Raw genomic sequence first — 12,657 nt, forward strand, 5'->3', positions numbered from 1 at the left:
AGCCGGACACCGTCCATCCCCCGAACCTCCCCTGTCCCTCACCCCATGAGAAAGAACCGACATGCCACCCACGCAGCCGTACTCCGTCCCCGAACTCCAGGAGGCCGTTGTCGACGGCGCCTTCGGGCCCCGCCCCCAGGAACTGGCCGTCACCAGTGCCTTCTGGCTCCACCACACCACCCGGCTGGCCGGCAGCGAGGTCACCTACCGCAACCACTACCTGCTGCTGAGGTCCGGCGACGCCTTCGGCGCCGCCTCCTTCGAGGTCGGCGAACTGGACCCGGGCTTCTGTGCCGACGCCTCGGGCCAGACCCTCGAAGCGCTGATCCGGCACGAGTCGGGGCCGGTCCGTATCGCCGCGCTCGACGCCTACCTGGGGCGGGTCCGGCCGCACCGGGGAGCGCCGGAGGCCGAGACCGTCACGCTGCCCACCGGTACTCCCGAGACCCGGGCCCGGGCGAGGGACGCCGCCGTCGCCGGGCTCCTCGACATCCCGGCCGGGGCGAAGGTGGCCCTCATCGGCGTCGTCAATCCGCTCGTCGCGGCGATACGCGAGCGGGGCGGCGTCCCGCTGCCCTGCGACTTCAACCTGCGCAGCACCCACTGGGGCGACCCCGTCACCGACGACATGGGCGAGGTGCTCGCCGCGGCCGATGCCGTCGTCGCCACCGGCATGACCCTCGGCAACGGCAGCTTCGACGTCATCCTCGAGCACTGCCGCAAGCACCAACTGCCGCTGGTGGTGTACGCCCAGACCGGCAGCGCCGTCGCACGGGCCTTCCTCGGCGCCGGTGTGACCGCGCTGTCCGCGGAGCCTTTCCCCTTCTCGCAGTTCAGCGCCGACGCGACCGCGCTGTACCGGTACCGGGCGGCGCAGGCGTGAGCGGCCAGGCCACGAAGCAGGCGGCCGTGAGCGACACGGCGGTTCCGAACGACCTGCAGATGACCCGCGTGCTGTGGCCGTTCATGCTCGCCTCGGCCGTCGGTCTGGTGCCCTTCACCATCTACAGCACCTTCCTCGTCCCCATCGCCGAGGCAGCGGACGGCGGCGTCGCGGCGCTCGGGCAGCTGCGCGGCCTCGGCGGCCTGTCCGCCCTGGCCGTGGGCAGCGCGCTGGCCCCGCTGATCGACCGGGTGCGCAAGGACTGGGCGGCCGCGGGCGCGCTCGGTGTGCTGGCCGTCTCCGCGGCGCTGGGCGCGAGCGGTGACTTCCTGCTGCTGGCCGCCTTCTGCCTGCTCGTCGGCGCCGGTACGGCCGTCCTGAACCCGGCGCTCACCGCGGCCGCCGCCGACCGCTTCGACCATGACGGCGCCGCCGGCCGCGCGGCGACGCTGATCACCGCCACCCAGTCGCTGACCGCGCTGCTCGCGGCTCCACTGGTGGCGGTGCCGGCCCTGTTGTGGGGGTGGCAGGGCGACCTGTGGGCCACCGCCGCGGTCTCATCCGTACTGGCCGTGTACTTCCTGCTCCGCGGCCGTCGCACCGGCACGGCTTCGCGGGAGGTGACTCACAACCCGGGCTACCTGGAGTCGTTCCGCCTCCTGGGAGCCCTTCCCGGAGTGGTCCCGCTGCTGCTGGTGGCGATGCTGCGGACGGCGGCGTTCATGGGGTACCTGGCCTATCTCGCCGCCTTCTACGACGAGCGCTTCGGTCTCGGCCCCGAGACGTTCGCGATCGTGTGGACGCTCAGCGGCGCGTCGTTCTTCCTCGGGAACCTGTTCGCGGGCCGCCTGCTCAGCACCGAGCGGCCAAGAGTGGGCGGCGAGCGCCTGATGACGCTGGCGCTGCTGGTCGCGCTGGCGGCCCTGGTCGGTGTCTTCCTCACCGACTCGCTCCTGCTCGCCCTCCCGCTGACGGCGCTCGTGGGCGCCGGGCACGCCACGGTCGCGGCCTGCGTCACCACGCTGCTGGTACGGCGCTGCGGTTCCCTGCGCGGCACGGCGCTGAGCGTCAACGCCGCGGGCATGAGCTTCGGCGTGTTCCTCGGCGCCGGTGTCGGCGGCGTCGGCCTCTCCCTCGCGGGCTATCCGGGTACGGCGGCAGCGCTGGGCGCACTGACGCTCATGGCACTGGTGCTCGCAAGGCTCGCGGCCAGGTCCGTCGGCTCATCCGGTGGACCGGCCTCGGCGTGACACGGCGACGGCCCGGCCACCGCCGGGCCGTCCAAGTCGTTCAGCGGCCCGGCGCAGGGCACAGCCTTTCGTTTGCACCTACCTACACCCGTCGCCCAAGCCTCGCCGCACCGCGGGCACCCGAGCCCTTCGGGACCCGCCTTGTGCACACGAAAACCATGTTCATATGATGTCGATCGACGTCGGCCCAGGAGACCGGGCCGCAGGAAAGACAGAACGAGGACCATGAGATCTCCCCACCTCCGGCTCGCAGCAGGTCTGCTGCTCGGCCCGCTGCTCACCGGATGTTTCGCCTCCTCCGGCGACGACTCGTCCTCGGACACCTCCGGCACCGGCGAAGGCGGCCGGCTGCGGGTGGCCCTCGCCTTCCAGCCGACGGAGAACTACTCGCCCTACGGCAGCCAGGACGCCTTCGTCCTCTCCCGGCTCGGCGTCACCGAAGGGCTGACCCGCCTGGATGCCAACGGTACGGCCGTACCCGCGCTCGCCGAGTCATGGCGCAGTGAACAGGGCGGCGAGAGCTGGGTGTTCACCCTGCGGGACGCCAAGTTCCAGGACGGCACCGACGTCACCGCGACGGCCGTCGCCTCCGCGCTCACCCATGCCGCCGCGGCCGACCCCGCCCCGGCCGCGATATCCGGGGTGCGACTCACCGCCGAGGCCGTGGGCGACGGTCTGGTCAGGGTCAGCACCGCTGACGCCGACCCGGTACTGCCGCTGCGGCTGACCAACCCGAGCCTCGCGGTCTTCTCCCCGAAGGCGTACGGCAAGGACGGCAGGGCGAATCCGGTCGGCACCGCCGCGGGCCCCTTCGAACTCACCAGGACCACCGGCGACACCGCCGCCACCCTGGAGCGGTTCGAGGACTACTGGGGCGGGCGCGCCCAGGCCTCCGGTGTCGACGCCAGGTTCGTCTCCGACGGCACCGCCCGCGCCAACGCCTTGCGCACCGGTGACGTGGACATCGCCGAGGCGATGCCCGTCGCGCAGGTGGCCTCCCTGGACCAGGACACCGTCCACGAGGTCAACACCGCTCGGAACACCAGCCTTTACCTCAACACCCGGGCCGGTGTCTTCAAGGACGCCGGACTGCGAGCCGCCGCGCGCGAGGCGATCGACACCTCCGCACTCGCCAAGGGCGTGTACGAGGGGTACGCCGAGCCCGCAGAGGGCCTGTACGGCCCCGCCCTGACCTGGGCGTCCGGCAAGCGGGACGAGCCGACCGGCCGGGCGAGGGCGGCCGACCCCCAGGGCAGGCGCATCACCGTCGCCACCTACAACGACCGGCCCGAACTGCCCGAGACGACCCAGGTGCTCCAACAGCAGCTCCGGAAGGCCGGTTTCACGGTGGAGCTGGAGGTACGCAGCTACGCCCGGCTCGAAAGCGACCTGCTCGCCGGAAAGTTCGACGCCGCCGTCTACTCCCGCAACATGATGCTCGACACCGGCGACCCGGTCACCGTGCTGGCCAGCGACTACACCTGCGACGGCACCAACAACCTGTCGTTCCTGTGCGACAAGGACGTCGACAAGCTGATCACCGCGGCCCAGGCCGAATCCGACCCCGCCCAGCGGCAGGACGCCGCCATGAAGGCGGAGGCCGCCATCCTCGGCACGGACGCGCAGATCCCCCTCGTCCACCTGAAAGTCGTCACAGGCATCGGGACCTCCGTCGAGGGCGCCGTACTCGACCCGTACGAGCGTCAGTTCGTCAGCATCGGGACCCGGAGCTGAACCCCCGGGCCCGGAGTGCCGCCGTCCTGCACACGTTCGCGCGGGGCGGCGGCCTCACGCTGCTGTGGCGAGCCGGCCTCACCGCCGCCCTGGTGTGTGCGATCGGCCTGCTGCCGTGGCTGTCGCGCACCGACCCGGCGTTGACCGTGCTCAAGGCCCGTTCGGCCGAACGCGAGCCGAACCCCGAGACACTGCGCGCCATCCGTGAGCAACTCGGCTTGCATGAGGGGCCGTTGGTCCTGCTCGGACGCTGGCTCGGCGGGCTGCTGCGCGGGGACGCGGGCCGGTCCTGGGTGTCGGACACCGACGTACTGCCCGCCGTCGGCCGGGCCCTCGGGGCGTCCGTGCTGCTGATGGCGGGCGCCGTCGCGGTGGCCGTGGTCACGGCCGGAGCCGTGTGCGCGCGCACCCTGTGGCTCGGCTCCCGACGGCGGCCCGGACGGGGGCCCGGCGGTACCGGATCGGCCGTGCTGGCCGCGCTGCCCGAGTTCCTGGTCGCCTCCGTGCTGGCGTCGGTCGTCGGCGTACAACTGGGCTGGCTGCCCGCGCTGGGCTGGTACGGACCGCAGTGGATGATCCTGCCCTCGCTCGCTCTCGGTCTGCCCGCGGGTGCGGTCCTCGGGCGCATGCTGGACGACCTGCTGCCCGCCGCGTTCGCCGAGCCGTGGGCGCTGGCCGCCGCGGCGCGGGGCATCCCGCCGAGGCCCGTGGCCCGGCGGGCACTGCGCCGCTGTGTACCCGGACTGCTGCCCAATACGGGACTGTTCGTGGTCGGTCTGACCGGTGGCTCGGTCGCCGTCGAGCAGATCTTCGACATCCCGGGGCTCGGGCGGCTCACCCTGCGTGCCGCACTCGCCCAGGATCTGCCCGTCCTCCAGACCGGCACGCTCGCCCTGGTCGTCCTGGCGGCCGCGGCCGCCCTGCTGGCCCGGCTCGGGGCTGGCCGGCTGATCGGGCCCGCGTTGCGCGACGGCGCCCTGCACTCGCTGCACCGGCCCACACCTCCGGCACCACGCCTGGCACCGGTCGGGTACGGGCTGCTGCTGACCACCGTGATCGCGCTCGGCCTGCCCCGCGATCCGCTCGCCCTGGACACCGCCGCACGCCTCCAAGCTCCGTCCTGGGCGCACCCGTTCGGCACCGACGCGCTCGGCCGGGACGTGCTGGCCCGTATCGCGCACGGCGCGCTCGGCACCCTCGGCACCGCCCTCGCGCTGAGCGCCGCGGCCCTGGCCGCCGGTGTGCTGCTGGGCCTGCTGCCACGGCTGTCCGGGCCGCTGGTCGACACCGTCAACGCGGTACCACCCGTCCTGGCCGCCCTCCTCATCACCGGCATCACGGGCGGCGGCCCGTGGACACCGGCGCTCTCGGTCGCGGTCGTGGCCTGGGCCCCGCTGGCCACCCACACGTCGTCCCTGCTACGGCAGGAGCGTGCCACCCTGCATCTCACCGCGACCCGCGCGCTCGGCGCCGGGCCCTGGTACCTGCTCCGGAGCGAACTGCTGCCCGCCGTCCTGCCGCCCGTCGTCCGGCATGCCCTGCTCCGACTGCCTGGTGTCGCGCTGAGCCTGGCCGCACTCGGCTTCCTCGGTCTCGGCTCACAGCCGCCCTCCCCCGAATGGGGTCTGCTGCTCGCCGAGAACCAGCCCTACGTCGAGCGCGCCCCCTGGGCCGTCCTGGCCCCCGCCGCCCTCCTCGCCCTGCTCGGTGCGCTGGCCGTCACGGCGGCGGGCGGAGTACGGCGACCTCTGCCGAGGCGGCGGCCCGCCCCGCCACCCGTACCGCCCGATTCCACGGAATCACAACCCGACACCGCCCCCTTGGCCTCCCCCTCTCTCACTCACACCTCCGGACGATGACCCAGCTCTTCTCCCGTCGCCTGCTGCCCCAGCGCATCGCGACCACCTCCAAGCCCCCTCGTAAGCGCACCTGGAGACACCTCTCGCCACTCCTGAAGCTGCTGATCCTCACCCAACTCGCCTTCAACGTCGGCTTCTTCGCCGTGCTGCCCTTCCTCGCCGAGCATCTGGGCACGGCGATCGGCATGGCGGGCTGGCTGGTCGGCTTCGTCCTCGGCCTGCGGACCTTCAGCCAGCAGGGTCTGTTCGTGGTCGGAGGATGGCTCGTCGACCGGTACGGCGTGCGGCCGGTCGTCCTGGTGGGCTGCGTGCTGAGGATCGCCGGTTTCGCCTGGCTGGGCTTCGCGGCGGCGACCTGGGCCGTGATCGGCTCGGTGCTGCTGATCGGCTTCGCCGCCGCGTTGTTCTCGCCCGCCGTGGAGTCGGAGGTGGCCCGCCAGGCGGTGCTCCGGGAAGAGGACGGCCACGGTTCCCGGACCCACGTTCTGGCCCTGCTGTCCGCGGCGGGCCAGGCCGGCGCCTTCGTCGGCCCCTTGCTCGGCGCCCTGTTGCTCGCCGTCGACTTCCGGGCGGCCTGTCTCGCCGGCGCCGGGGTCTTCGCGCTCGTCCTCGCGGGGCACGCGTGGCTGATGCCGCAACACATCCCCGGCCGGGAGCGGGTCCGGGACCGGGGTGGCATGCGGATGCTGCTGCGCAACCGCCGCTTCCTCGCTCTGTGTTGCGCCTATGGCAGTTACCTCCTCGCCTACAACCAGCTCTACCTCGCCCTGCCCGACGAGGTGGAACGCGCGACCGGCTCGCAGGCGTCGCTGTCGTGGCTGTTCGCCCTGTCCTCCCTGCTGGTCGTGTGCGCCCAACTGCCGGTCACGCGCTGGGCGGGCGACCGCCTCGAGCTACGCCGTTCCATGGCGGGCGGGCTGCTGCTGATCGCGGCCGGATTCGGGATCGTGGCGGCGGCACGCCCGGCGAACTGGACGGGTCTCGCCGGGCTGCTGCCCGCCGCCGGATACGTCGTCCTCCTCACGATCGGCCAGATGCTGGTCGTGCCCGCCGCCCGCGCTTGGGTGCCCGACCTCGCCGAGAAGGGCCGCCTCGGCCTCTACACCGGCGCGCTGTCCTCCGTCTCCGGCCTGATCGTCCTCATCGGCAGCTCCGCCACGGGCTCCCTGCTCGACCTGGGCCTGCCGCCCGCCGTACCGTGGCTGGTCCTCGCCGCCGTGCCGGCGCTGGCGACGACCCTGCTGCCGCGCGGGCCGGAACCGGCTGCTCGCTGATCCAGCGGCTGCTCCTGTTCGGCGCCACGAGGGTCATCAACCTGGAGGCCGCCCGTTCTTCCAGCTCCCTGACGCCCGACAAAGCCCGCTGGTTCGGGTCGCGCGCTCCCCCCGTGAGTCGATCACTCCCCAGCCTTACTGCATACTATGCGCAATAACGACCTGCATGCAGAACAACCGAGGTGTGGAGTCCATGACGACCCGTCGAATACGAGGTACCGCCGTTACGGCGGCGATGGTGACGGCGGCCGGGGTCGCCGCCTGCTCCGCGCCCGGCTCCGGCGACGGCGGCGTCGCGGACTCCGTGGTGATCGCGGTGGCCTCCGAGCCCGACACCCTCAGCCCGCTCCTCGGCTACGGCAAGGACGGGAACTCCAAGATCTTCGACGGGCTGCTCGCCCGCGACGCCGATCTGAAGCTTCGACCCGCCCTCGCCGAGGCGCTCCCCCAGGTCGCCGACGACGGCCTCACCTACACCTACACCCTGCGCGACGGGGTCGAGTTCAGCGACGGCGAGCCGCTGACGTCCGACGACGTGGTGTTCACGTACGAGACCGTCCTGGACGAGAAGACCAACAACACCGCCCGCAGCGAGCTGGACGCGATCAAGGACGTCCGCGCGAGCGGTGACGACAAGGTCGTCTTCACGCTGAAGTACCCCTACGCACCCTTCGCCGGGCGCACGGTGCTGCCCATCGTCCCCGAGCACATCGCCGGGGAACAGGACCCCAACACCGGCTCGTTCAACACCAAGCCGGTCGGCACCGGACCGTACGTCCTGACCGACTGGCGCAAGGGCGAGAAGCTCACCTTCAAGGCGAACCCCACCTACTGGGGCGGCGAGCCCGAGGTGAAGACCCTCACCATGGCGGTCATCGCCGACGACAACGTGCGCGCCACCCGGCTGCGCTCCGGCGACCTCGACGGCGCGGTCCTCCCGCCCAACCTCGCCGCCACCTTCAAGAACGACGACGGCATGACGACGTACGACGCGAAGTCCTACGACTTCCGCGCCGTGACGCTGCCCGCCGCGGGCGAGGTGACCGGCGACCGGGCCGTCCGGCAGGCGCTGGACCTGGCAGTGGACCGCGAGGCCATGGTCGACAAGATCCTCGACGGCGCCGGACGTCCCGCGTACGGCCCGCTGCCCGTCGACGACCCCTGGTTCGCCAAGGGCATCGAGCGCGGCCGGGACCTGGGCAAGGCCGAGCGCATCCTCGACCGGGCGGGCTGGAAGGCCGGTGAGGGCGGCATCCGTGCCAAGGACGGCCGACGGGCCTCGTTCACGCTGCTGTACCCCTCCGGCGACAAGGTCCGCCAGGACCATGCCCTCGCCTACGCCTCCGACGCCAAGAAGGCCGGAATCGAGGTGAAGGTGGAGGGCGCCACCTGGGAGGTCATCGAGCCGCGGATGAAGGACGACGCGGTCCTCGCCGGCTTCGGCAGCACCGGCGACCCCGACTTCGGGCTCTACACCCTGCTGCACTCCTCGCTGGCCGGAGACGGCTTCAACAACATGGCCCGCTACGACAACCCGGCCGTGGACAAGGCCCTCGACACCGGCCGCCGCAGCGAGGAACCGGCCCAGCGTGAGGCGGCCTACGAGGCACTCCAGCGCGCCCTGACGGAGGATCCGGGCTACACCTTCCTCACCCACATCAACCACCAGTACGTGCTCGCCGACCGCTGGGACGGGCTGACGACGCAGCTCGAACCGCACGAGCACGGCTTCGCCAGCGGACCCTGGTGGAACATCGAGGACTGGCAGCCGACGAAGTGACCCTCTCCTCCCTGCCCTGGGGGGCGATGGCCCGCCTGGCGGGACGGCGGGCCGTGTTCGCCCTGCCCATCCTCCTCGTCGTCACCTTCGGCGTGTTCGCCATCGCCGCGGCCTCGCCCTTCGACCCGGTCAAGGCCTACGCGGGCACGGCCGCGCTCGGCGCCGACCAGGACACCCTGGACCGGCTGCGGGACAACCTCGGCGTTGACCAGCCCTTCACCGCCCGCTGGTGGGACTGGCTGACGTCCGCCCTCACCGGCGACCTCGGCCAGTCCAGCGTGATGCGGCAGCCGGTGGCGCAGGTGATCGGCGAACGCCTCGTGTGGTCGACCCTGTTGTGCACGGTCGCGTTCGCCCTCGCCGTGCTGGCCGGCACCCTGCTCGGGGTGCTGGCCGCCCGCCGCCCGGGTTCCCTGCTCGACCGGATCGTCAGCTCGCTCGCCTACACCCTGGAGGCGGCCCCGGTCTTCTGGATCGCGCTCCTGGCCATCTGGCTGTTCGCCCTCCAACTGGACGTCCTCCCGGCAGGCGGTCTCACGGACACCGCCAGCGAGCAGGTCACGCCGGGGCAGGTGACGAGCCACCTGGTCCTGCCCGCCGGGGTGCTCGCCCTCTCCCAACTCCCCTGGTTCGCCCTGTACGTCCGCCAAGGGGTCACCGACGCCCTGGCCGAGGACCCGGTGCGAGGCGCCCGCGCCCGGGGACTGAGCGAGCGCACCGTCCTGCTCGGCCATGCCCTGCGCTCCGGACTGCTCCCCGTCCTCACCCTGATCGGCTCGCGCGTGCCCGAACTCATCACCGGTGCCCTGCTGGTGGAGAGCGTCTTCAGCTGGCCGGGCATCGCGGCGGCGACCGTCGAGGCGGCCACCGCCGTCGACTTCCCCCTGCTCGCCGCGCTGACCACGCTGGCCACCGCCGCCGTCCTCGTCGGCAACCTCCTCGCCGACCTGCTGTACGGACTGTTCGACCCGAGGGTGAAGTTCCGTGACATGTGACTCTCCTGCGGACAAGCCGACCGTCTGGCGCTCCTACGGGACACGGCGCCGCTCCACCCGGAGCATCCGGGTGCGCTCGTCCGCCGTACTGGTCGCCGTGACCGTGCTGGTCGTCCTCGTCGTGCCGCCGCTGGTCCAGCTCGACCAGCAGGCCGTCGACCTCGCCGCCAAGCTGCAACCGCCCTCCTGGGCGCACCCGTTCGGCACCGACGACGTCGGCCGGGACCTGCTGCTGCGCTGCGTCTACGGCCTTCGGGTCTCCCTGCTCGTGGGCGTTGCCGCGGCCCTCACGGCGACCGTGATCGGCACCGCGGTCGGCGCCGCCGCCGGGGCGCTGGGCGGGTGGGCCGACCGTGCGCTGATGCGGTTGGTCGACACGTTCTCGTCCGTGCCCCACCTGCTGCTGGGCATCTTCATCGTCGCCATGTTCCGGCCCGGTGTCTGGCCGGTGATCGTCTCCGTCGCGCTCACCCACTGGCTGTCCACGGCCCGCATCGTGCGCGCCGAGGTGCTGTCCCTGCGGGCGCGGCCGTACATCGACGCCGCCGTCTCGGGAGGCGCGTCCCGGTGGCGGGTCGCGGTACGGCATCTGCTGCCCGCCGTGCTGCCGCAGGCGGCCCTCGCCTCCGTGCTGATGGTGCCGCACGCCATGTGGCACGAGTCCGCCCTGTCGTTCCTCGGGCTCGGCCTGCCCACCCACATGGCGAGTCTCGGCAACCTCATCCAGAGCGCCCGGGGTTCGCTGCTCGCCGGGCAGTGGTGGCCGACCCTCTTCCCCGGCCTCCTCATCATCGTCCCCACGCTCGCCATCGCCGGTCTCGCCGGTGCCTGGCGGGAACGGATCAACCCCCGGCGCCGATCGGAGCTGATGCTGTGACTCGCGCGGAACGAGAGCCCGTGCTGTCGGTACGTGGCCTGTCGGTACGTTTCCTCATGCCCGGCGGGCGTCACGTCGCCGCCGTCACCGACGCGCATTTCGACGTCGCGGCCGGGGAGTGCCTGGCTCTGATCGGCGAGAGCGGCTGCGGCAAGTCCGTCCTCGCCTCCGCCCTGCTCGGCCTGCTCTCCGCCAACGCCCAGACCGCGGGCCAGGCCAGACTCGGCCACGTCGACGACGCGGACCGGGAACGCCTGGATGCCCGAGACGGCACACGCCAAGCCCGACTCGGCGACCTCGACGCCGGGGGCCGGACCAGCGGGGAATTCGACACCACGGACCCGACCCGCTTCGCCGGCCTCGACCTGCTCGCGGCGGACGAGCGGACTCTCGCCCGCACGGTACGGGGCCGCCGTATCGGCCTCGTACCGCAGAGCCCGGCCGCCCACCTGACACCCGTCCGCACCGTCCGCTCCCATCTGGAGGAGACGGTCGCCGCGCTCACCGGTGCCCGGGGTCGCGCCGCCGTGCGCGCCGCGGCCGAGGCAGCCGCCGCCCGCACGGCGTTTCCCCCGGACCACCTCGACCGCCATCCGCACGAGCTGTCCGGCGGCCTCGCCCAGCGTGCCGCCACCGCCCTCGCCCTCGTGGGCGGCGCACCCCTGCTGCTCGCCGACGAACCCACCACCGGACTCGACCGGGACCTCGTGGAGCGCACCGTCGACGAACTGCGGCGCCACGTCGACGCCGCCGACCGTGGCCTGCTGCTGATCACCCACGACCTCGCCGCGGCCGAGCGCATCGCCGACCGCGTCGCCGTCATGTACGCCGGACGCATCGTCGAAATCACCGACGCGGCGGCCTTCTTCGGCACGCCCGGCCCCCGCCACCCCTACAGCCGCGGCCTCCTCCAGGCCCTCCCCGACCGGGCCTTCACCCCCATCCCCGGCTTGCCGCCGGAGCTCGGCGACCTCCCCGCGGGCTGCGCCTTCGCCGCGCGCTGCGACCGGGCCACCGACGCCTGCGCCACGCTGCCCCGGATGACGGACGCGGTCGCCTGTCACCACCCGCACGTCCCGGAGGACGCCCGTGCTTGACCTGCGCGCCATCACCGCCGGCTACGACCGCCAGACCCCCGTCGTCCGGGACGCCTCCCTCACGATCGAACCGGGCGAAGCCGTCGGCCTGCTCGGCCCCAGCGGCTGCGGCAAGTCCACCCTCGCCCGCGTCGCCGCACTCCTGCACCGGCCGGACTCCGGCACCGTGATCCTCGACGGGACGCCGGTACGTCATTGGCGCCACCGCGCACCACGCGAGCAACGCACCGCCGTCGGCGTCGTCTTCCAGCAACCGAGACTCTCCGCGGACCCTCGCCTGACGCTCAGCGACCTCATCGCCGAACCCCTGCGCGCCACCGGCCGCCGCGACGAGGTGCCCGACCGGGTCGCCGAACTCGCGTCCGCCGTCGGCCTGACGCCGGATCTGCTGGGGAGGCGCCCCCACGAGGTCAGTGACGGTCAGCTCCAACGCGCGTGTCTCGCCCGCGCCCTGGTCCTGCGCCCGCGCTGGCTGATCTGCGACGAGATGACCGCCATGCTCGACGCCTCCACCACCGCCGCCCTGGTCGCGGCCGTCGAGGACTACCGCCGCGGCTCGGGCGCCGGCCTCCTGGCCGTAGGCCACGACCAGACCCTCCTGACCCGCTGGTGCGACCGCACGATGCACTGGGACACGCTGCGCGCGCAACGCTGAGCGGACCTCTGCTCCGGCGGCACGCCCACGGTCCGAATCAGGCCTCGACACCGTCGCCTGCGGCTGCGACCGACGTGGCAGCCACGGCCATGTCACGGGCGCACAGCGCCACTTCACGAGAAAGGACGCGCACAGCGTCGGCGCGCGCCGCGTGCGGCCATGGAAGAAGCCGGAAGCCCACGGCCGCGGCGACCACGTCCACGCTCACCCGAACGCCGCCGACCCGTGGTCGACGGACCGGTCATCCGGCTCG

The 12,657-nt window shown here is 72.9% G+C and carries 10 protein-coding genes; all 10 read left to right on the forward strand.

Translation table 11 applies throughout. The annotated features are described in order from the left end of the window. The first annotated feature begins 61 nt into the window (after nt 1–61). The 10 genes from ACWDRW_RS10545 (at nt 62) to ACWDRW_RS10590 (ending at nt 12,404) form a co-directional block, all read left to right on the forward strand. On the forward strand, nt 62–883 hold the full coding sequence (locus ACWDRW_RS10545) for a Rossmann-like domain-containing protein (RefSeq protein ID WP_451721952.1): 822 nt from the start codon (nt 62–64) through the stop codon (nt 881–883). A 26-nt stretch (nt 884–909) separates the two neighbouring features. After that, nucleotides 910–2,133: an MFS transporter gene (locus ACWDRW_RS10550; RefSeq protein WP_451721954.1), complete on the forward strand. Its 1,224-nt coding sequence runs from the start codon at nt 910–912 to the stop codon at nt 2,131–2,133. A gap of 225 nt (nt 2,134–2,358) precedes the next feature. Further along, nucleotides 2,359–3,867: an ABC transporter substrate-binding protein gene (locus tag ACWDRW_RS10555; protein ID WP_451721956.1), complete on the forward strand. Its 1,509-nt coding sequence runs from the start codon at nt 2,359–2,361 to the stop codon at nt 3,865–3,867. Nucleotides 3,868–3,959: 92 nt separating this feature from the next. Next, nucleotides 3,960–5,726 carry an ABC transporter permease subunit gene (locus ACWDRW_RS10560; RefSeq protein WP_451721957.1) on the forward strand — a complete coding sequence of 589 codons (1,767 nt, stop codon included), beginning with the start codon at nt 3,960–3,962 and terminating at the stop codon, nt 5,724–5,726. After that, a complete protein-coding gene (locus ACWDRW_RS10565; RefSeq protein WP_451721958.1) occupies nt 5,723–7,000 on the forward strand; it encodes an MDR family MFS transporter in 1,278 nt (425 codons plus the stop codon). The genes ACWDRW_RS10560 and ACWDRW_RS10565 overlap by 4 nt, the downstream gene beginning before the upstream one ends. A gap of 193 nt (nt 7,001–7,193) precedes the next feature. Then, a complete protein-coding gene (locus ACWDRW_RS10570; RefSeq protein ID WP_451721959.1) occupies nt 7,194–8,780 on the forward strand; it encodes an ABC transporter substrate-binding protein in 1,587 nt (528 codons plus the stop codon). Between the two features lie 26 nt (nt 8,781–8,806). After that, nucleotides 8,807–9,775 (forward strand): ABC transporter permease, encoded by a 969-nt coding sequence (locus tag ACWDRW_RS10575; protein ID WP_451722138.1) that lies wholly within the window; start codon nt 8,807–8,809, stop codon nt 9,773–9,775. After that, on the forward strand, nt 9,765–10,652 hold the full coding sequence (locus ACWDRW_RS10580) for an ABC transporter permease (RefSeq protein WP_451721960.1): 888 nt from the start codon (nt 9,765–9,767) through the stop codon (nt 10,650–10,652). Before ACWDRW_RS10575 ends, ACWDRW_RS10580 begins: the two co-directional genes overlap by 11 nt. 56 nt (nt 10,653–10,708) lie before the next feature. Beyond that, nucleotides 10,709–11,749, forward strand: a complete 1,041-nt coding sequence (locus tag ACWDRW_RS10585) for an oligopeptide/dipeptide ABC transporter ATP-binding protein (protein ID WP_451722140.1) — start codon at nt 10,709–10,711, stop codon at nt 11,747–11,749. Then, nucleotides 11,742–12,404 (forward strand): ABC transporter ATP-binding protein, encoded by a 663-nt coding sequence (locus tag ACWDRW_RS10590; RefSeq protein WP_451721962.1) that lies wholly within the window; start codon nt 11,742–11,744, stop codon nt 12,402–12,404. Before ACWDRW_RS10585 ends, ACWDRW_RS10590 begins: the two co-directional genes overlap by 8 nt. Nucleotides 12,405–12,657: the final 253 nt, after the last annotated feature.

The organism is Streptomyces sp. NPDC003635, assembly GCF_053587635.1.

What these genes read in the sequence shown, in the direction of transcription:
- ACWDRW_RS10545 (WP_451721952.1), top strand. Translation starts at nt 62, where the DNA reads ATGCCACCCACGCAGCCGTACTCCGTCCCCGAACTCCAGGAGGCCGTT.
- ACWDRW_RS10555 (WP_451721956.1), top strand. Translation starts at nt 2,359, where the DNA reads ATGAGATCTCCCCACCTCCGGCTCGCAGCAGGTCTGCTGCTCGGCCCG.
- ACWDRW_RS10565 (WP_451721958.1), top strand. Translation starts at nt 5,723, where the DNA reads ATGACCCAGCTCTTCTCCCGTCGCCTGCTGCCCCAGCGCATCGCGACC.
- ACWDRW_RS10570 (WP_451721959.1), top strand. Translation starts at nt 7,194, where the DNA reads ATGACGACCCGTCGAATACGAGGTACCGCCGTTACGGCGGCGATGGTG.
- ACWDRW_RS10575 (WP_451722138.1), top strand. Translation starts at nt 8,807, where the DNA reads ATGGCCCGCCTGGCGGGACGGCGGGCCGTGTTCGCCCTGCCCATCCTC.
- ACWDRW_RS10585 (WP_451722140.1), top strand. Translation starts at nt 10,709, where the DNA reads ATGCCCGGCGGGCGTCACGTCGCCGCCGTCACCGACGCGCATTTCGAC.